General features: G+C 61.3%; 15 protein-coding genes and 1 tRNA gene. 9 read left to right on the top strand and 7 right to left on the bottom strand.

Annotated features, from left to right (window positions below; genetic code table 11):
* The first annotated feature begins 205 nt into the window (after positions 1 to 205).
* Positions 206 to 478 carry an HU family DNA-binding protein gene (locus AC3WLM_RS03680; RefSeq protein ID WP_039337436.1) on the top strand — a complete coding sequence of 91 codons (273 nt, stop codon included), beginning with the start codon at positions 206 to 208 and terminating at the stop codon, positions 476 to 478.
* A gap of 73 nt (positions 479 to 551) precedes the next feature.
* Here the strand turns inward: AC3WLM_RS03680 and AC3WLM_RS03675 are convergent, their stop codons facing one another.
* Positions 552 to 1,412, bottom strand: a complete 861-nt coding sequence (locus AC3WLM_RS03675; protein ID WP_492476636.1) for a hypothetical protein — start codon at positions 1,410 to 1,412, stop codon at positions 552 to 554.
* A gap of 18 nt (positions 1,413 to 1,430) precedes the next feature.
* On the bottom strand, positions 1,431 to 2,246 hold the full coding sequence (gene rlmB / locus AC3WLM_RS03670) for a 23S rRNA (guanosine(2251)-2'-O)-methyltransferase RlmB (RefSeq protein WP_492476635.1): 816 nt from the start codon (positions 2,244 to 2,246) through the stop codon (positions 1,431 to 1,433).
* Positions 2,247 to 2,421: 175 nt separating this feature from the next.
* On the opposite strand from rlmB, the gene AC3WLM_RS03665 reads away from it, so the two are divergent.
* A tRNA-Tyr gene (locus AC3WLM_RS03665) sits at positions 2,422 to 2,507 on the top strand.
* Between the two features lie 197 nt (positions 2,508 to 2,704).
* Positions 2,705 to 3,916: a tyrosine-type recombinase/integrase gene (locus tag AC3WLM_RS03660; protein WP_066763282.1), complete on the top strand. Its 1,212-nt coding sequence runs from the start codon at positions 2,705 to 2,707 to the stop codon at positions 3,914 to 3,916.
* Positions 3,917 to 4,007: 91 nt separating this feature from the next.
* Here the strand turns inward: AC3WLM_RS03660 and AC3WLM_RS03655 are convergent, their stop codons facing one another.
* Positions 4,008 to 4,664 (bottom strand): lytic transglycosylase domain-containing protein, encoded by a 657-nt coding sequence (locus AC3WLM_RS03655; protein WP_492476634.1) that lies wholly within the window; start codon positions 4,662 to 4,664, stop codon positions 4,008 to 4,010.
* Between the two features lie 61 nt (positions 4,665 to 4,725).
* Between AC3WLM_RS03655 and AC3WLM_RS03650 the strand changes: the two genes are divergently transcribed.
* The 4 genes from AC3WLM_RS03650 to AC3WLM_RS03635 all read left to right on the top strand — a co-directional run bounded on the left by AC3WLM_RS03650 (position 4,726) and on the right by AC3WLM_RS03635 (position 10,368).
* Complete coding sequence (locus tag AC3WLM_RS03650) at positions 4,726 to 5,718, top strand: DUF7146 domain-containing protein (protein ID WP_492476633.1); 993 nt, start codon at positions 4,726 to 4,728, stop codon at positions 5,716 to 5,718.
* Between the two features lie 40 nt (positions 5,719 to 5,758).
* Entirely contained in the window at positions 5,759 to 7,975 is a 2,217-nt protein-coding gene (locus AC3WLM_RS03645) for a strawberry notch-like NTP hydrolase domain-containing protein (protein ID WP_492476632.1), read from the top strand.
* Between the two features lie 90 nt (positions 7,976 to 8,065).
* Positions 8,066 to 9,298 (top strand): site-specific integrase, encoded by a 1,233-nt coding sequence (locus AC3WLM_RS03640; protein ID WP_066212555.1) that lies wholly within the window; start codon positions 8,066 to 8,068, stop codon positions 9,296 to 9,298.
* Positions 9,295 to 10,368, top strand: a complete 1,074-nt coding sequence (locus AC3WLM_RS03635; RefSeq protein ID WP_492476631.1) for a tyrosine-type recombinase/integrase — start codon at positions 9,295 to 9,297, stop codon at positions 10,366 to 10,368. Before AC3WLM_RS03640 ends, AC3WLM_RS03635 begins: the two co-directional genes overlap by 4 nt.
* 115 nt (positions 10,369 to 10,483) lie before the next feature.
* On the opposite strand, the gene istB is transcribed toward AC3WLM_RS03635, so the two are convergent.
* On the bottom strand, positions 10,484 to 11,212 hold the full coding sequence (gene istB / locus AC3WLM_RS03630; protein WP_492478075.1) for an IS21-like element helper ATPase IstB: 729 nt from the start codon (positions 11,210 to 11,212) through the stop codon (positions 10,484 to 10,486).
* Positions 11,199 to 12,713, bottom strand: a complete 1,515-nt coding sequence (istA, locus tag AC3WLM_RS03625; RefSeq protein WP_492478074.1) for an IS21 family transposase — start codon at positions 12,711 to 12,713, stop codon at positions 11,199 to 11,201. Before istA ends, istB begins: the two co-directional genes overlap by 14 nt.
* On the opposite strand from istA, the gene AC3WLM_RS03620 reads away from it, so the two are divergent.
* Positions 12,630 to 14,000 (top strand): MFS transporter, encoded by a 1,371-nt coding sequence (locus AC3WLM_RS03620; protein ID WP_492476630.1) that lies wholly within the window; start codon positions 12,630 to 12,632, stop codon positions 13,998 to 14,000. The two genes, istA and AC3WLM_RS03620, sit on opposite strands and share 84 nt — an antisense overlap.
* Before the next feature lie 4 nt (positions 14,001 to 14,004).
* Here AC3WLM_RS03620 and AC3WLM_RS03615 read toward each other — a convergent pair whose 3' ends face one another.
* Together AC3WLM_RS03615 and AC3WLM_RS03610 are read right to left on the bottom strand one after the other, a co-directional pair.
* A complete protein-coding gene (locus AC3WLM_RS03615) occupies positions 14,005 to 15,018 on the bottom strand; it encodes a LacI family DNA-binding transcriptional regulator (protein WP_492476629.1) in 1,014 nt (337 codons plus the stop codon).
* Positions 15,019 to 16,371: 1,353 nt separating this feature from the next.
* Positions 16,372 to 17,217 (bottom strand): hypothetical protein, encoded by an 846-nt coding sequence (locus AC3WLM_RS03610; RefSeq protein WP_062345549.1) that lies wholly within the window; start codon positions 17,215 to 17,217, stop codon positions 16,372 to 16,374.
* A gap of 124 nt (positions 17,218 to 17,341) precedes the next feature.
* Between AC3WLM_RS03610 and AC3WLM_RS03605 the strand changes: the two genes are divergently transcribed.
* The gene (locus AC3WLM_RS03605) at positions 17,342 to 18,676 is read left to right on the top strand and encodes an SLC13 family permease (RefSeq protein ID WP_062345551.1); all 1,335 of its coding nucleotides are present in this window, start codon (positions 17,342 to 17,344) and stop codon (positions 18,674 to 18,676) included.
* Positions 18,677 to 18,710: the final 34 nt, after the last annotated feature.

The following is an 18,710-nucleotide window of genomic DNA, read 5'->3' as shown; positions in this document are numbered from 1 at the left end:
TCAACTGCAAGTTCGGAAGGGGTGCGCGCACATTTGTTGCGCGCACCCCTTTCGTGTTCTGAAAAGTGCCTAAAAATAAGGTGATTCCGGGCTGGACTGAGCCGATTAGGCTTTGACAGGTGATTGTTTCTCGGCTTGTTTCCGTGCACCCGAAAGGCGACTCAATTCCATTCAACCCAAGACAAAAGACTTAGGGGGTTCCGCAATGAACAAGAACGATCTGATCGGCGCCGTCGCCGATGTCAGCGGCCTGTCGAAGGGCGATGCGACCAAGGCCGTTGAGGCCGTCTTCGAATCGATCTCCGGTGCGCTGGCCAAGGGCGACGAAGTGCGCTTGGTCGGTTTTGGCACCTTCTCGGTAGCCAAGCGCAAGGCGTCGACCGGTCGCAACCCGCGCACCGGAGAGCCGATGTCGATCAAGGCCTCGGCGCAACCCAAGTTCAAGGCCGGCAAGGGCCTCAAGGATGCGGTCAACTGATCGCAGCCTGACCGGGCCTACTGCCTGGTGAGTTTTGGAGCCGCGTCGGTCAGGCAGACCGGCGCGGCTTTTTTCATGGTGCGATGCGGATGAGCGCGGTGGGCGCTTCCTTGGTGCGCTCGTTTACCTTCCACTGCAGCGTCTTGCCGGAAGGGGAGGCGAAGGGCCCTTCGTCGGTATTGTTGGCGAGAATTTCGCCGTCTGTGCTGAGCATCAGCACGCCGTCGAGCACAGGCATGCCATCGCCGCCGGCCTTTCCGCTCTTTTCATCGGCAGCCATGGCAGCCATGCCCATGATCGGAGAGCTTGCCGCACCGGAGGCAAACGCCGGGGCATCGATGCGCACGCTGCCATCGGCGCGACGGATGATGGTGACGAAGGGCATGACCATCGGCAGCTTTTCGATCATCGGGAAGCTGAAATCGTGGGTCAGCTTGCCGGTGATCGCATATTCGACCTCGAACTTGCCGTCGCCCTTGTCGATGACCGACTTCCAGCCCTTCTGGCGGCGCAGGCGTTCGGCGAATTCCTGCGCTGCGCGCGGGTCTGAAGGATCGATGCCACCGAGCATGGCCTTGGCCATCTGCTCGTCGGATTTCTGCTTCTCAGCCGCGGCAGCCTTGCTGGCGGCGACATCCTCTTCCCAGGCTTTCTTCTGCTCCGCGATCTCGCCGTCCGTGCAGGCCCGTTCCTCGCCCTTCTCATCGTCGAAACAGCTCGAAGGTTCGAAAGGGGCGGTCTCGTTCTTGCGGTTGCGCTCTTCGGCAGCGAGCTTCGACAGGGCGAGGACATGAATTTCACCCTTGTAGGTGAAGCTGAAGCTGCCGTCCCTGCGCAGGTCGATGGCGGAAGTGAACTTGCCGGGGAGGAGCAGGCAGCCTGCCAGCAGGAGTGTGGCGAGCGTTGCCGCCGCCAAAGCCCAAGAACGCTGCATCTGCCCCTCCTGTCGCGCTTACCCCTCGCGCGTGGCCACCGCGTAGAGCGCGATCGCCGCCGCGTTCGATACGTTAAGGCTTTCAATCGCGGACGCAATCGGCAGGCGCGCGATCGAATCGCAGTGCTGGGCAACATTGTGGCGCAGCCCTTCGCCCTCGGCACCGAGGACCAGTGCAACCGGACCTGCGGGGATGGCGGAGGGGAATACTGCCTTGCCATCACCGTCGAGCCCGATGCGCCAGTAGCCTTCCTCGCTCATCCGCTCGAGCGCGCGCGACAGGTTCACCACTCGGACCCACGGCACGATTTCCAGCGCGCCTGAGGCAGATTTGGCGAGCGTGCCCGATTCGGGCGGGGCATGGCGGTCCTGCGTGACGAGCGCGGCGACATTGAACGCAGCGCAGGAGCGGAGAATCGCGCCGACGTTGTGCGGATCAGTTACCGAATCGAGCACGACAATCGTGCGGCCATCGGATTCGTCGAGAACATCGTCGAGAGCGACATCGTCGAGTGGGGCACAATCGAGCACGAGGCCCTGGTGGGGTGCATCCTTGGCAACAAGGCGCGCAAGGTCGGCGGCCTGAGCGTATTCCACCGGCAACGAGGCGGGCAGTTCGGCATCGTGATCGTCGAGCATGGCCTGGATTGCCTCGCGCGTGCCCCAAAGCTTCTTGGCGTCGCGGTTGGGATTGGTCAGCGCAGCCTCGATCGCGTGGCGGCCCCACAGGCGGATCGAGCCCGCGCTGCCCCTGCCCGAACCGCGTCCGCCCTTGTTGCGGCCGGCGCGGCCGCGCAGCGCACGGCCCTTCGGTTGATCGTCATTGCGGGGCATCAGGAGACCTTCTCTGCAAGCTTGTTGAAAAATTTCGTGTTGCGCATGCCAGCCTGCCCATTGACAGGCAAGTCCAGCTTCGCCAAAGGGGCCGCCACTCGGCCGGACGGTCTCTTCGGAGACTTCGAAAATCGGCTCTTCCTTCGGGAGGAACCGGCACCGGCAGCACTGGTGTGGACAGGTGGCCGAGTGGTTAAAGGCAGCAGACTGTAAATCTGCCCGCGCAAGCGTACGCTAGTTCGAATCTAGCCCTGTCCACCACCCCCTTATCCGCAAGCATCCACGAATGACCGTGGAAATCCCGGAAAACCTAGGGTATTCTGCACTTCACAGCCCGCATTTGTCCGCTGCTGTTTGCATGCAGCCGGAGGCTAGTGTGGGAGGGGTGTGGGAGTAGAATGGCTTACTCCCACACTTCGACCCCTCCCAAGGTGGGCTTGAAAGTGTGGGAGTAAGAAATGGGCAAGCTCACGGCGGTAGCGGTCAAGGCAGCGATGGCGAATCCTGGAACCTACCAGGATGGCGATGGATTAGTTTTGAGGGTGGATAAGCGCGGTGGAGCCTACTGGGTCCTACGGCTCCAGCGAGACGGCAAGCGGCAGGATATCGGCTTGGGTAGCGCAAAGCAGATGACACTTGCAGAAGCGCGGCAAAAAGCCACGGTCTTGCGTAAGGCGGTCAAGGTCGACCACCGCGATGTTCTCGCCGAGAAAAAAGACGATGCCGCCGCCAAGGTAACGTTCCGAGCTGCCGCGACGCAGTACCACAGCGAAAATGAGGCGGGCTGGAAAAGCGCAGTCTATGCGCGCCAGTGGCTCGCCAGTCTTGAAAACTACGCCTTCAAGAAACTGGGGGACATGCCGACAGGCAGCATCAGCAGTGCCGATATCATCGCCGTGCTGACGCCGATCTGGCAGGAAATCCCAGATACCGCCCGCCAAGTGCGTAACCGGATTTGCGCCGTGCTGGATTATTCCCATGCGAAGGGCTGGCGCTCCCGCGAGGCCCCATCGGGCAATGGCAGCCTGAAGGCGGGTCGTGGTCTGCCACGGCAAGTGAAGGCGCGTGAGAATCGCAAAGCCATGCCCTATGTCGCACTTCCCGGTTTCCTCACTGCCTTGCGGCGCAAACCATCCTTCGGGCGGCTTGCGCTGGAACTGCTCATCCTGACTGGAGTGCGCAGTCAGGAGGTCCGGCTGGCGACATGGTCCGAGTTTGACCTGGAGAGCCGTCTGTGGACGATCCCCGCCGAGCATATGAAGCGCAGCAAGGCACACATCGTGCCGCTATCTGACGAAGCTCTGGCGGTGCTGGGGAAAGCTGATGCCCTGCGGATGTCGGAAAGCGACGTCGTGTTCCCCGGGGTGGCTGGGAAGCCCATGTCTGACATGACGCTGCTAAAGGTGCTGCGCGACATGAGCGAACCGTACCACGTCCACGGCTTCCGCTCCTCGTTCACGGATTGGGCAGCAAATGAAGGCATCCCCGATGCCGTGGTAGAAGCGGCCCTAGCGCACAAGACGCCCGACGCGGTGCAGGCCGCCTATCGCCGCACAACCTATCTCGGGACCCCAGACCAGCCGGGCGCGCGCGTGAAGTTGATGGATGCCTGGGGGCGTTATTGTCTGGGGGTGACAACGGCCTCGGACAAGGCAGCTCCGCAGGCCTGAGGGTCGGAACAGCTTACCTAAGCTGTCGCGCGACAGCAGGGGAGAGGGCAAGCTCCCACATCGACTGTCGCTCTACAATTCGGAGCGACCGCTAAAAGCGCCAATGGCGAAGGACGTCGCGGACATAGCCGGGGGTTTCACCATTTCGCGGTATACCGCCCGCGCGTTCGACTGCGCCTGGACCGGCATTGTAGGCTGCGACAGCGAGGTGAACCACGCCGAACCTGTCGAGCATCTGCCTCAGATACCGCGCCGCGCCGAAGATATTGGCCATGGGGTCAAATCGATTGAAGACCCCGAGTTCCTTTGCCGTTGCAGGCATGAGCTGGCCAAGGCCCGCAGCGCCTGCCGGACTGACAGCAAGGGGGTTATAGCGGGATTCCGTCCAGACGAGCGCGTCGAGCAGGCCGGTGGGCAATGAATACTTCGCTTCCGCCGCATAGACGTGGGGCAGGTAGCTCGCCCGCCGAAACCCGGATGGGGCAGTTTTGGCCTTGGGCTCGTATCTGTACGGCAGGTTGACCCGTCCATTTTCTGCAACGCTCGAACTTGGTGCTGGGGCGGCTTGCGCGGATTGCCAGAACCCATGCTCGACCAACTGAAATCCGTTCGATGCTTCGGCAATCCGAATGCCGCCTGAAGGACCGGCATATTGCTCCGGTAAATCTGGCATTGGCAGTTCCTGGGCATTGGCAGGCATGGCTGATGCGATGGCAATGCCAAAGATCAAAAGGGCTTTCATTGTCATTTCTCGATCCTTCTATAGCCGAATCGAGTGAGAACATATAAAGAACAAGTGATGTAGGAAAATGCTTTGGCGCTGGTGCAGAGCGGAGGCTGCACGGGGAGGGCACCTCAACCGGAGTAGGTCGATGCCCCAGCTAGAGAAAAGTCTTCAACTCGAACGCCGTGCCCGCACGATCGTCGAACGCCTCGACGGAACATGGCGCCAGGGCAAGGGCATGTGCTGCTGTCCCGCCCACGACGACCGCACACCGTCGCTCAGCGTGACCTTGGGGCGAAAGGCCATCCTGTTCCATTGCTTCGCCGGATGTTCGAATGAGGACGTCATTGCAGCATTGGATCGCAAAGGAGTTCGCAGCCGCGAGCTCTTTGACGATTCTGGCACCGGGACCGCCGATCGGCAAAATCAGGGTGACTTCAGTCCCAATGCGCGACGCTTGTGGCAATCGGCTTCGGCGATCTCCGACAGTCCCGTCGAACGATATCTCTCTCAGCGCGGTCTCCAGCGCGCATCTGACCAGTTCCGTTACCTGGAACGTACGCCGCTCGGACCACGCGGGGCAGTTCAATTTATCCCTGCGATGTTGGCGGCAGTCACGACTGACATTGGCATTATCGCAGTACACAGGACATTTCTTGATGTGGCGAGCGGCAGGCTGGCCGGTTTCGAGCGCCCCAAGCGTGCGCTTGGCAGCCTTGGTTGTGGTGCCGTCAGACTTGCGCCGCCGGTGCAGGGGCGTCTGGGCCTCGCCGAAGGGATCGAGAGCGCCCTCTCTGCCATGCAGTTGTTCGGGGTCCCTTGCTGGGCAACACTTGGGAACGAGCGGTTCGGTGTCGTTTCGATCCCGGAGAGCGTGCGCGAACTCTTCCTGTTCATCGACAATGACGCCGGAGGCGCTCTCGCTGAGGAGCGAGCGTTGAAGGCCTACGCTGCGCCTGATCGCGTTATCCACTCACGCGCGCCAGCCTCACCCGGTTTTGACTGGAACGATGACTTGAAGTCGCGGCTCGCCCGACAACCCGATCCATCGGGCAGAGGGGAGGGAGCCTTTGGCTGATTGAGGCCTGCCCGCCGCAGGACCTCGTCAGGAGGTTCCCATGTCCAACTCTTCCCTCGCCTTTGCATTCGATGACCCATCACCGCCCGTCGTTGTGATGGCGGCCCTGACCATGGCTTCCGAGCTGGCGGCAGGCCGCGCGCTTTCACGCAGCGACGTCACGCGTATCATGACTGAGCACTTCGGGGGCAACGATGCTCTCGGGCGTTGGTCAGTTCGTGACGCTCATGCAGCGCTTGAGCTGGCACAGGTTCAATACCTGCGAGCAGCGGATCAGATCCTGCTCTCGGCGTCGATCGACGAGGCGGAACAATTCTTCTGCTCCCTCGATGCCCGACTGCCGACCCAGACCAATCGCAGCGACGAGCAGATCGAATGGCAGCAGTTTGCAACGCCGCCGCGCCTTGCCTGGCTTGCTGCGCGAGCCTGCGCGCTGGCCACTGACGAGCTCGTACTGGAACCCTCTGCCGGAACGGGCATGCTCGCGGTCTGGGCCGCCAAGGCCGGCTCGCGCCTTGCCCTCAACGAAATCTCGCCGCTCCGCCGCGACTGCCTGAATGCTGTGTTCCCGGCAGCGCGAGTGACCGGCCATGACGCCGAGCTGATCGACGAACTGCTCGATCAAGCCATCATCCCGAGCGTCGTCTTGATGAATCCTCCCTATTCGCACGGCATCGAGCGGGGGCACGATAGTCGCACTGGCTCGCGCCATCTGCGGTCGGCCTGGAACCGTCTGGCGTCCGGCGGGCGGCTTGTCGCGATCATGCCTGAATGGTTCGACTGCGCGAAGTTCCTGGCGGGGCTGAAGGGACCGATCTCGCTGCGGCTCAATGCCGCCGTCGAACGCGCGTTCGTCAGGCAGGGCACCGGTATCACCACGCAGCTGTTAGTCTTCGACAAGGTGGAAGGCTCCAATGAACCTGTCGCTATCCGCACAAACGACTTCCGCCAGCTGGTGGATCTTGTCGATGCTTTGCCGGATCGCGCCAGCTTGGATGCCGTTACCGAGCAATCGAGCCTTCCGGCTCGTGCGCCGTTTCGTCTGGTCGCCGCACCGCGCAGGCCGATGCCATCTCCAGGCAGGGTCACTCCTGCAGCCTCCACCATCGGCTCGCTCACATACCGGTCGCTCGAAACCCCTGCGCCGCTTGCCCCTCAGGTCGGCCACTATCTGCCTTATCGCCCGAGCAGGATCGTGATCGATGACGCGGCCGAGCATCCGACGCCGCTCGTCGAGTCTGTTGCCATGGGGTCGATCGCCGCACCGATGCCCGAAGCTGTGCCGCAGCTGCCCAACGGTCTGGTTGCCAAAGGGCTGCTGTCGGCTGCCCAGGCAGAGACTCTGATCTACGCGGCAAGCGCCCATGCGCGCGATCTTCCCGGCCGGTTCGAGCCCGAGGACAAGGGCTGTTCGCTCAAGGCATCTGCGGAAGGCCAAACGTACCGCCAAGGCTATTTCCTCGGGGATGGAACGGGCGCCGGCAAGGGCCGACAGGTTGCAAGCGTCATTCTTGATCGATGGGTGCGCGGGGAACGCCGCCATATCTGGATTTCGAAGAACGAGGCGCTGCTCGAAGATGCCCGGCGCGACTGGGCTGCGCTTGGCGGCCTGCCGATCGACATCCAGCCTCTGGCATCCTGGAAGCTCGGCACGTCCATCGCCATGCGCGAGGGCATTCTCTTCGTGACCTACCCGACCCTGCGTTCGGGCCGAAACGATGCAACCCGCCTCGACCAGATCCTGACTTGGGCTGGTGAGAATTTCGACGGCCTGATCGTGTTCGACGAGGCGCACGCCATGGCCAATGCCGCTGGCGGGGAAGGATCGCTGGGCAAGGTCAAGGGATCGGAGCAGGGTATCGCGGGCGTTCGCCTGCAGAACCTCCTGCCGCGGGCACGCGTGCTATATGCTTCGGCAACCGGCGCGTCCGACGTCAACAATCTGGCCTATGCCACGCGCCTCGGTCTTTGGGGGCCGGAGACTGCCTTCGCCAATCGCGAGGCTTTTGTCGCCGACATTCGTGACGGCGGTATCGCAGCGATGGAGCTGGTCGCCCGGGACCTTAAGTCGCTCGGCCTCTACACCGCGCGCGCATTGTCCTTCGCAGGCGTCGAATACGAGATCCTCGAGCATCGCTTGAGCGAGGATCAGATCGCGGTTTACGATGCCTATGCTGAAGCCTGGGCGATCTTATGCGCAGCTCGCCATAAGATCGTTTATCGCGAGGAAGCGGTAATGCGAAGGAACGCGGCGTAGGCGCGGGATTCCAGGGGTGCGGCACGAAGTTGCTGCGCATTATTTTGATTGCGAACCTCGGCGGTCTCTGGACCAGCTGAGGAGTCAATCATGCTGAAATTACACGACGAACTGATCGCCGAACTTTCGAATTTGCTCACGACGCAGAATTACAACCCGGTGGTCGTAGCGAACCATCGCCTCTACGCACGCGCGTTTCTCGATTATCTGGCCGAGTGCGATATCCAAGTCGCCACTGTGACGCCGGCGCAGGTTGCTCAATATTTTGCCTATGCAGCGCGGGACTTTGCGGCCGAGTATGGTCGGCTGCCCAGCGTGCGCTGGCATATGTTGCCGCGCACTGCGATCGCCAAGCTCCTTCGCCTTGCCCAAGGCAAATGGCCCCCTGAGGCGGAGCTGATCGGTCCGGATGCCGCAGTCCGACAGGCGATCTGCTGCGAGTACGAGGCATGGCTGCGCGAGGAGCGCGGCTTAGCAAATGCGACCATTGCGGCGCTTATGTGGGAGGCCCGAAACTTCCTGCGATGGCAGTTCGACCGCGGCGGTGCTGGCAGTCTCCAGACATTGAGCGTCGTGGATGTCGATCTCTACATGGACATGCGCGCGCCGGGCTTACGGCGAAAATCATTAGCCGATGTCGCTGAGCGTCTCCGCTCGGTGGTGCGCTATCTGCATCGAACGGGGCGCGTTCCGGCCGATCTCACGCCGCACATCATCGGCCCCATGCTCTATGCCTACGAAGATGTGCCCTCGACGCTGGACAACGAGCAAATCGTCGCAGTGCTGGCGACAACGAGGATGGACAAATCGCCGCGGGGACTACGCGATTATGCGATACTTCAGTTACTTGCCACATATGGGTTGCGCGAAGGTGAGATTTGCCGGCTTCGCCTCGAAGACGTGAACTGGCACGGGGAATTCCTGCGCATCCGCCATACCAAGACCAATGCGTACTCCTACCTGCCGCTATTGGTGCCTGTCGGTGAAGCCCTCCTTGGCTATCTCCGACTTGGGCGCCCGCAGGTCGAGGTCCGGGAAATCTTCATCCGAACCCTCGCGCCCTACATCGCAATGACAAACCTGTACGGTATGGTCCGCAGCCGGTTGGCGGCCGCAGGCGTCAAGCCGTCAGGAAAGCGGGGGCCGCATGTCTTCCGCCACGCGCGTGCGGTCGAAATGCTGCGGGCGTCTGTGCCGCAAAAACTGATCGGCGACCTGCTTGGGCATCGATCCACCGAATCCACCAATACCTACCTCAAGCTGGCGACAGATGATCTCCGAGCCGTGGCGCTCGATGTACCGGGAACGGAGGTGCTGTCATGAGCGCTTGGCACGATCCCGATCGCACCCTCGTCAATATCTTCCTGGAAAAATCGCAGTTCCGGTCGGGAAGCAGGCCAACGTATCGCTGGTTCCTTCGCAGCTTCGAGGATGCAGCCCGGTGTCATCCGGCGGTTGACCGGCAGATGCTCACCGCCTGGCTGAGAGACATGGAAAAGCGTTGGCGCTTGCGGACGCTGCTTAACCAGGTCTGCATCGTGGATCGCTTCCTCGACCACCTCGTGGAAATCGGGCGGATCGCCAACAACCCCATCGCGTTGTTGCGCAGTCAGTACAACGTCAAACAAAACAAGCCGATCTGGAGGGCGCTGGCTTCGCCCAATCCCGACGAGGCCTTGGCCGCGTTACGACGGCCGGTGCCCTTCGGCAGCGTACTGGGGGACTTCATGCGCGACCATGTCATGCTGATGCGCAGCAGGGGATATCAATATGAAGCACAAGCTCACTGGCTGCTGCGGTTCGATCGGTTCCTTCAGGTCCATCCGGAGCTAGCAAAGAAACCACTTGAGGCAATGCTTACGAGTTGGGCGGCTGCCAAGCCGACCCGCAACCACGCGGCGGAATGCCAGAAGCTAGCGCGCATCCTGACCAAAGCGCGGTTCCGCCTTGATCCGACCATCCCACCGAAGCCGTTCAACATCCGGCCTGAGACGGAAATCAGGCGTGACCATAGGCGTCCGCATATCTTCAGCCCCGCTGACGTTCGGCGTATGCTCGATACCGCCCGGACTTATCCGTCGCCGGACGCTCCGCTGCGGCCGTTGACCCTCTACACCATGATAATGCTGGCCTATTGCGCCGGGCTACGGCGAAGCGAACTGGCATGGCTCGATCTTGGTGACGTGGACCTGCAAGCGGGCACGATCACGATCCGGGAAACGAAGTTCTACAAGACCAGGATATTGCCGCTATCCAACAGCGTCCTGGTTGAGCTGCACGCCTACATCGATGCAAGGCGGCGTGTCAACCGGCGCGCAAATTTGACCCCCTATCGGCGTCCAAAATTGACCCCAGCTGATTGTTGTTTTGGCGGTTATCCCGGTAGTCCATAGGAGGGCCCCGCGGACGACGACGCGCGCCGTCAGGAGCGCTGGCGGCGGCGTCCGTGGGAGGTACCTGTGGACCCACCGGGTTAACCGCCGGGGATGGGGGTCCGGGGGAAGGGGTTCAGCTGCGGTGTTTGAACCGCCAGCTGTCGTTGCCCGTCTCGATAATATCGCAATGGTGGGTAATGCGATCGAGCAGCGCCGTCGTCATTTTGGCATCGTGGAACACGCTCGGCCATTCGCCGAACGCCAGGTTGGTGGTGATGATCACCGAGGTCTTTTCGTAGAGCTTGCTGATCAGGTGGAACAGCATCTGGCCGCCTGATCGGGCGAACGGCAGATATCCCAGCTCATCAAGCACGACGAGGTCGAGCCGGGCTAGTTGCGCTGCAAGGCTGCCTGCCTTGGCCTGACGGGCCTCTTCCTCGAGCCGATTGACCAGATCGACGGTGTTAAAGAACCGCCCTCGTGCCCCGGCACGGACCACGGCGGCAGCGATGGCAAGGGCCAGGTGCGTCTTGCCGGTGCCGGTGCCGCCGACCAGCACGATATTACGCTGTTCAGGCAGGAACGATCCGGCGTGTAGAGAACGAACCAGCCCTTCATTGATCGGTGTATCGTCGAACACGAAGCCATCCAGATCCTTGATCGCAGGCAGGCGGGCTGCGGTCATGCGGTAACGGATCGACGCTGCTTCGCGGTGTGCAACTTCAGCATGCAGGAGGTCGCCCAACATCTCCATCACGGAGCGGTCGCGGCGGATGCCATGGGTGACCGCATCGTCGAAGGCTGCGACCATGCCCTTCAAGCCCAGCCCCTTCAGGGCGCTGATCATCTCATGCCGCTGCATCAAGGCCTCGCACCGTGTCGTAGCGCGCGCAGTCGGCAATGGGCGGATGCTTGAGCTTGAGGTCCACCACGACGTCGATGGGCTGCGCTACCTGCGGTTCGCGTCGGCGCGACAGGATATTGAGGACCACTTCGTCGTTGACCGCGCCTGCCGCCAAGGCTTCGCGTATCGCGCCCTCAACCGCGGCAAGGCCATCGTCGATCACGGCAGCCAGTACCCGCACAAAGCGCCGGTCGGCATCGTCGCTCCTGCCTAGCTTGCGACGCAGCTGTGCCAGTGCAGGCGGCAGCTCCCAGTCATGGAACGGCGCGCCGTTGCGCCAGGCGCCGGGCTTGCGCGCGAGCACTGGCAGATAATGCCAGGGATCCAGCACGGTCTGGTTGCGTCCGAACATGCGGGCATGCTCAGCGACCACCTTGCCGGCATGGCGGATCACGATCCGGTCGGCATAGGCGCGTACCTGCACCACCTGCCGAGCGGCACTGGCCATGACCGAGTAGCGGTTGCGATCGAAGCTGACGAGGCAGGTCGCGGTGGCAACATGTTCGCTCTCGAAGAACCCGTCGAACGGCACGGGCAGTGGCTGCAACATGGCGCGCTCCCTCTCCAGGGCCGCAGCGATGGTCGTGTCTTCCAGGTCCGGGTGGGCATAGCGCTCGGCCCAGCGCCGGCACTCGGCCTCCAGCCAGGCGTTCAACTCCTCGATAGTGGCAAAGCGCAGGCGAGGCTTGAACAGTCGCTCCCTGCCAGTCTGGACCTGGTTCTCGACCTGGCCCTTCTCCCACCCCGCCGCCGGACTGCAGGCCACAGGCTCCACGCCGTAGTGGTCGGTCATGATCAGGAACCGTCGGTTGAACATGCGCTCCTTGCCGGTGAACACGGTCGTCACCGCGGTCTTCATGTTGTCGTAGATGCCCCGGGTGGGCACACCGCCGAAGAAGGCAAAGCCGCGCACATGGGCATCGAACACCATCTCCTGCGTCTCGCGCGGATAGGCCCGTACGAACGGTGCGCGCGACCAGCACAGCCGCATATGGGCCACCTTCACCCGCATCGGCTTGCCTGCAATCTCGACGTCCTCGTGGCTCCAGTCGAACTGGTAGGCCTCGCCGGGGCGGAACAGCAGCGGGATGAACACCTTACTCATGTCCCCGGCATCCACCCGGCGTTCCCGCTTCCAGCGCGCCGCATACCGCCGGACCGCATCATAGGAACCGGTGAAGCCCTCCCGCTCCAGCAGATCGTGAAGCCGGGTCAACCGTAGCCGATCACGGCGGGGCCGTTCCTCGTTCTGTTCCAGTAACTCATCCAGGCGCTCCCGGAACGGGCCGGTCTGCGGACGTGGCTGCTCTCGCCGCTCATAACTGAACTGCGCCTCGGGTGCCCGGATCGCCTTGCGCACCGTATTGCGCGACAAATGCATATCCCGCGCGATCGCCTTGATCGGTTTACCCTGCCTCGCTTCTCGTCGGATCTTCGCCGTCGTCTCCACAATCAACATCCCCATCCCCCACCGCTTGGAAATCCCAAACGGCGGTGCCTCACACCCAGGAATGAAGGGGTCAATTTTAGACGCCGATCACCCCGCTATGGGGGTCAATTTTGCACGCCGCTCCACACGTTAGGTCGTCGATTGCCAATCATGATGGTGGCCCTGCCGCTCGCGACATGGTCGATCCATGAAGCCTTCACCCTACCTGCTTCCGAGCCGTCCCTGCTCGTGCCGATGCTGGCATTAGCAGCACTTACAGCACGAACATCTCTGGCAATGTATCAGGTTTCTCATCTGGCTCTCGGCGCAGATTTGCCTCTCAAGTATGCCGAACGTTCGCAGCTGTCCGCGTTCCGCTGGTTCTTCAATATCATCGGTGGCCTTGTCGTGGTCATAGCAGGCCTAAGTTGGCATATGATAGAGCCGGAGCGTGCTGCGCCCGAAGCTTTCGAACGTTTCGCACTCTTGTTGGCTTTTACTATCGCACTGGGCGGGTTGAGCGGCTGCAGTGCGGCGTGGTCGTTGCGCGGCAGATCAGCCCAGCGCGTTGCAGCTACTACGGCAAAGCCACTTGCCAGGGTACTGCGAGAGGCTTTCCAGAACCCCACGTTCGTTCTTTTGCTAACTGGTTCTGGTTTGTTCTTTACTGGCTTCAGCATAAGCAATCTCCTGAACTTGCACGCAAAGCTGGAGTTCTGGGACTTGACGCCCTGGCACGTACAACTGGTATTGATTGCTTACTTCGTTGGACTGCTCGCTGCTGCTCCTTTGGCCATCGCCCTTGCTCCGAGATTTGAGAAGAAGCTGATTGCATGTTGCGGCTTGTTTAGCTTCGTATTCGCTCAAGCGGGACCTGTGGTCGTAAAGCTTTTGTTTGTCTCGGGGTTTGGACCAGAGGCAACCACCTGCGTCCTGATCGTCGCCAGCCTGTTTGCCGGATTGTCCCTGGGGGTCGCGGGCAGTACCTTGAATTCCATGATGGGAGACGCTGCAGACGAGCATGAACTGGCTCATGGAACACGTCTTCAGGGGACTTTCTTTTCAGTCACCGCGTTTGCAAACAAGGTTGCCAACGGATTAGCCATTCTTATGACGGGCTGGGCGCTGGATTTGTTTGATTTTTCGCCTGCGGATGGAATAAGCCTCACCGAAACCAAGGCGATAGGCGTGCTTTTCGGTCCTGTGGCAGGAGCTTTCTCGTTGGCCGCGCTAATTCCGTTGACACGCTACCATATCAATCGCTCTCGGCACGCTGAAGTTGTCAAGAAACTCAATTCTCATCGAGAGTTTCCGTGAACAGCTAGACTACGTCTGTCTGCAGGCAGATTATCCGATCCCCCGTCGTAGAGCCTCTCACGATGAGCTCCGGCTTGGCGTCAGGTGCCGGGCCTCCCCGCCCAGTTGCCGCGACAACTGCTGCAGTGGCGATCTGGTGGATAGGCTGCCTGACCGTGGTGAGAGGAGGGAAGGACAAGCGACTTTCAAGCCCATCGTCGAAGCCGGCGATCGCGACATCTTCCGGTACCCGATAGCCCAGTTGGTGGGCGCGGGCCATCGCGCCCAGAGCCATCTCGTCGCTTGCTGCGAATAGTGCCGTTGGCCGGTTGGCAAGAGCAAATAACTCGGTTGCCGCGTTCACTCCGCTGGCGAAAGAAAACTCTCCCCGAATGAACAGCGCAGGATCAAACTCCAGCCCTGCTTCTTCCAGCGCTCGGCGATAGCCTCTGACCCGGGACTCGGACGCACGTTCCGGAAGGGGAGGCGCAATCATGCCAATGCGCTTATGGCCAAGCTCGAAGAAGTGCCTCATGAGCTCCAGAGAGACAAGTTCATCGTCCACTCTGATACAACTGCCATACCCTTCCCGAACTGCAGCAATTCGAACGACTGGAATTTGCTGCTCCTCAAGTTGAGAGAGGAGCCGGGTGTCGTCAGGAAACGGAGGAATAAGGATGACGCAATCAGGGCGAAGGGAAAAATCAATCCCACCCTCGCTCTGGCCCTCCAGAAATCCGCCAGAAAGTACCTCTGTCATCAGATGATAGCCAACCCGGCGACATTCAGCAGCAATCGCCAACATCATCCTCGCATTATAGCTGAAGACGCTTTGCGCGACGACGAGGCTGATCACGTAACTTTTTTGGCTCTTTAGTTGACGCGCAGCGAGCGTGGGTTGGTAATTGAGCTCGCGGATCGCCGCGGCAATCCGCCTCCGGGAGACCTCCCGGATATTTGTTTCCCCGTTAATGTAACGGGAGACGGTCTTGAATGATACGCCAGCAAGTTTTGCAACATCTTTAATTGTCGACGCCATTCATATCTTCCATCTTTATGACCCAAAGCTATTGGATGCCACGTCGTGCACGATCTGGTTCCTAAAGCAGGAGAAGGTAGCGATAGCATACGGATGGATCAAACCAAACTTCGGCTTCGTTTATCCCCGCCAGCTTGATGGTCCATGGCAGACTCGAAGCGTGGCGAAATCTGCAGCTTGAGGGTTCAGATGTTGCCTGGCACAGCGGGAATGACGCGGGATCTCGGGGCTGGGTGGTTATCGTCGGAGGGGCTCAGAAGAAAATCGCTGAGTAGAGCCACTGAACCGCCAGTTCCCTGCGTCGCCACCCATCTGGCTCGATGTGACGCAATTGACCTTGGCTGCCCATATCGAACGAAGTCCTCTGCACGGGAATCGCGGTCTACGTCTGCGACTGCCTCACAAGCCTGCAGGCCGTCCATCTGCTGCGCACCATGGGGCGCCGGATTGAGGATCCGTGGCCTCGATGGGCCAACGGCACCGCACAGTATGTTCCACGAATTCTTACTAATCACGTCGATGATTTTGTGGACCGCGAAGTTGCGACGTCGCTGTCCCGTTAGATCCCAGAGTTCGGAGGGGACCGGACCCAATCGGTTGAGATCAGCAATGCCGCATTCAATTCAAAATGAAACGAACACCCGCGAGCCCGCCCACACACAGCCAGCCGACACACTGCCGCCAGTTCGGCTTTTACGTCTGCCGGAAGTTGTCACGCGGGTCGGGCTACGCCGCTCCGCAATTGAGCCGCGCGTGAGCGAAGCCGTTCAGACGCGTCCGCTTATTCTGGGGGCAGTCGTGGGGGCACAAGTGCAGATTGGCAGATCTCCAAAGCCTACATAACTTAGGCTGAGGAGTTAAATTCGAATCCCACCCTCTCCGCCAGCCATTAGCCTGAAGGTTTCCACTGAACTGCCCAACGCCTCGATTTTTTGGCGAAACGTCGGTCGACGGAAATTGAGCGTGACTTTCGTCAACTGCTATCGGCACAAGGCCAGCGACGATGACAAGGGCGGTTCCGATTTCGACGCAGTGGATGTGCAGTCCCTATGTTAATCACGAGCGTTTGAAGCATTGAGGAGAAAGGGCATGTCCGTCGAGGTCATTGCCCGTATACGCTCGTGCCGTCCGATGTGATGGGATCGCCGCTTCGTACATTGCCGGGGTAAGGCCGACTGGTGCTACCATGCGTCGCTCAAAGGGCCGATCAACCGCATGACCGGCCCGAATGTCTCGATGCCCCATGCCGGCAATGCCGAGGCCTTGATATTCCCCAATCGTGAGCGCCGGGCGACCCGCGATGATGATGCAACGCCCGATTGCCTGGTGATACACCCCGCCTGATGCGAGGGCCTAGCTGTCCCAGTCTGCCAATGTCTCGTCGGTCGCGGCATCTTCGAGGGTTATCTTGCCGAATTCGACCGCCACCGCGCAAACTGGCGGTTTGCTTGTCTGCTGATTCACGCAATGCACCGGCTGCCCATCGCCAAAGGCGGTGATCCGTCCTTCGATCCTGACCCGGAATGCACGCACCGTTGGCTCGGCATCCTTTGGCACCTTCGCCGTATAGGCATAAGGCCGTTTGCCCCGAAGCAGCGTACGCGGCGCGTCGGACGAGAAATACTGCACGAGCGCGAGCCTGTTGTCCGGCGCGGCTTGGTCCCGTGGCGCAGCTTCAGCGATCTTTGGCGGCGCCTTCTCAGGAATTCCCGGCGCGGCCGCACTGACAACCGGCCGCGGGCACTGTTCCGAGCGTGTCCAGGGGCGTTCGACCCAGAAGCCCTCGGCCGCCTCGAACGGCTGGCCGTTTGCAAGGTCCGCAAATAGCGGCTCGGCGGCCCAGTTTTGCCGACTGAAGCTAACCCGCAGGACACGCGATGAAGGATCCAGGCGCCAGGAACCCCAGGCGCCGGTCACGCCGTCCGCGCAGGCGATCGGCATGGTCAGTTCGAAGCTTCTGTTCGCGAGTTCGAGGTTCGATTGCGGCAGGGGGTTGCCAGCGGCGACCTCGTCTGCTGCCGCGGCAACCGCGGCCAGGATATCGGCACGGCCCAATGCCGAGAGCGCCTTGGGCGTCGTGGTCGGCAAAGCCTCGATGGCGACCTTTGGGGCAGAGGATGCCTGCGGTTCCGGATCGGATTGCTGGCAACCGGCGAGGGCGAAGAGGGTGGTGGCGAACAAGGCTGTCAGCACCAACATTCGGCCCAACGACCAGTTGGCTGATCGACTGGCCGACCATTCCGTACTGCGACATGCCCTTATCATCGCCAAGACCTAGCACCGATTGTCGGAAAGGTCATGTGTCTGTAAGAGCTCGATAATCATGACGATCGAGCAAATTCTGACCCTTGTGGTCCTTGTCAGCGTTGTCGTCGCGCTGATTGCCGATCGAATGCGGGCCGATGTCATTGCCCTGAGCGGCGCTGCCATCCTGCTGGTGACAGGCGCCGTGCGCCCCAGCGAAGTCCAGGGAGCTTTTGCCAGCCCCGCCATTCTCACGCTCGCATCGCTGTTCGTGATTGCCTATGCGATGGAGCTTTCGGGGCTGCTCGACAAGGCCATCGAGAAAGCCGTCGTGCTTTGCCGCAGGACCGGCGCGGCGGGTTTGTGGGGGCTTATCGGCATGTCCGGCTTCGGGTCGGCCTTCCTCAACAACACGCCGATCGTGGTGGTTGCGGCGCCTGTCATCAGGGATGTGGCGAAATCCATCGGGCTCGATCCGCGACGCTTCCTGATGCCCCTGTCATATGTCGCGGTGTTGGGGGGCAGTTGCACGCTGATCGGCACATCCACCAACCTGCTGGTCGACGACATGGCACGGTCGTCCGGACAAGCGCCGTTCGGCATATTCGAGATCACCCCGGTCGGGCTGGCCATGGCGGCAGTGGGAGGCCTTTATCTCGTGCTGTTTACCGGCAAGCTCGTCAAAGGCGCGCCGGCACCCGTCGGGGAGCCTGAAGGGACATCGTCCCGGGCCGATTTCGAGCGCCATTCCGTCAGCCATGTGGATCTCACGGGAGACTCGCTCGAAGACACCAAGGTCTACGCTGAGGTCCACGAGTTCCAGCCGAGGATGGCGCTCATTTCCGTGGCGGTGTTCATCGGCGTGATTGCCGTGGCGGCGATCAACCTTGTGCCGATTGCCGCAGCGGCCTTTGCCGGCGCGGTCCTGCTCATAGTGCTGCGCGTGATTTCACCCGATCAGGCCTATGCCGGATTGCGGCCGGAGATTCTGCTGCTGATCGCAGGGATGGTGGTCATCGGCATTGCCATGGAACAGACCGGCCTTGCCGCCGAAGTCACGCAGTGGATGATCGGCTCGGTCAACGGGGTCGGACCGCTGACGGCGTTGATCCTGCTGTATGGCGCGACGCTGCTGCTTACCGAACTTCTGTCGAATGCGACCGTTGCGGTCCTGCTGACGCCGGTGGCAGTGGCACTCGCCGAAAGCCTTGGCGTCAGTCCCCGCCCGTTTCTCGTGACGATCATGATGGCGGCAAGCGCGGCTTTCGCCACGCCCTTCGGCTACCAGACCAACGTCCTCGTCTACCAGATGGGTGGTTACCGCTACATGGATTTCGTGAAGGTGGGCCTGCCACTCAACCTGCTGACATGGGCTGTGGCAGTAGCGGCGATACACCACTACTTCCCGTTCTAATTGGCTGATCGCAGGAACAAAACCTGCTGTGCCC

The sequence above is a fragment of the Novosphingobium sp. FW305-C-30-35 genome (assembly GCF_058783135.1).
This window is presented reverse-complemented; position numbering and strand designations above follow the sequence as displayed.

Coding starts and splice junctions, on each gene's coding strand:
- AC3WLM_RS03635 (WP_492476631.1), top strand. CDS start 9,295: ATGAGCGCTTGGCACGATCCCGATCGCACCCTCGTCAATATCTTCCTG.
- AC3WLM_RS03615 (WP_492476629.1), bottom strand. CDS start 15,018: ATGGCGTCGACAATTAAAGATGTTGCAAAACTTGCTGGCGTATCATTC.
- istA (WP_492478074.1), bottom strand. CDS start 12,713: ATGTTGATTGTGGAGACGACGGCGAAGATCCGACGAGAAGCGAGGCAG.
- AC3WLM_RS03655 (WP_492476634.1), bottom strand. CDS start 4,664: ATGACAATGAAAGCCCTTTTGATCTTTGGCATTGCCATCGCATCAGCC.
- AC3WLM_RS03680 (WP_039337436.1), top strand. CDS start 206: ATGAACAAGAACGATCTGATCGGCGCCGTCGCCGATGTCAGCGGCCTG.
- AC3WLM_RS03660 (WP_066763282.1), top strand. CDS start 2,705: ATGGGCAAGCTCACGGCGGTAGCGGTCAAGGCAGCGATGGCGAATCCT.
- AC3WLM_RS03605 (WP_062345551.1), top strand. CDS start 17,342: ATGACGATCGAGCAAATTCTGACCCTTGTGGTCCTTGTCAGCGTTGTC.
- AC3WLM_RS03640 (WP_066212555.1), top strand. CDS start 8,066: ATGCTGAAATTACACGACGAACTGATCGCCGAACTTTCGAATTTGCTC.
- AC3WLM_RS03620 (WP_492476630.1), top strand. CDS start 12,630: ATGCATATCCCGCGCGATCGCCTTGATCGGTTTACCCTGCCTCGCTTC.
- AC3WLM_RS03650 (WP_492476633.1), top strand. CDS start 4,726: ATGCTTTGGCGCTGGTGCAGAGCGGAGGCTGCACGGGGAGGGCACCTC.
- AC3WLM_RS03675 (WP_492476636.1), bottom strand. CDS start 1,412: ATGCAGCGTTCTTGGGCTTTGGCGGCGGCAACGCTCGCCACACTCCTG.
- istB (WP_492478075.1), bottom strand. CDS start 11,212: ATGCAGCGGCATGAGATGATCAGCGCCCTGAAGGGGCTGGGCTTGAAG.
- AC3WLM_RS03645 (WP_492476632.1), top strand. CDS start 5,759: ATGTCCAACTCTTCCCTCGCCTTTGCATTCGATGACCCATCACCGCCC.
- AC3WLM_RS03610 (WP_062345549.1), bottom strand. CDS start 17,217: ATGTTGGTGCTGACAGCCTTGTTCGCCACCACCCTCTTCGCCCTCGCC.
- rlmB (WP_492476635.1), bottom strand. CDS start 2,246: ATGCCCCGCAATGACGATCAACCGAAGGGCCGTGCGCTGCGCGGCCGC.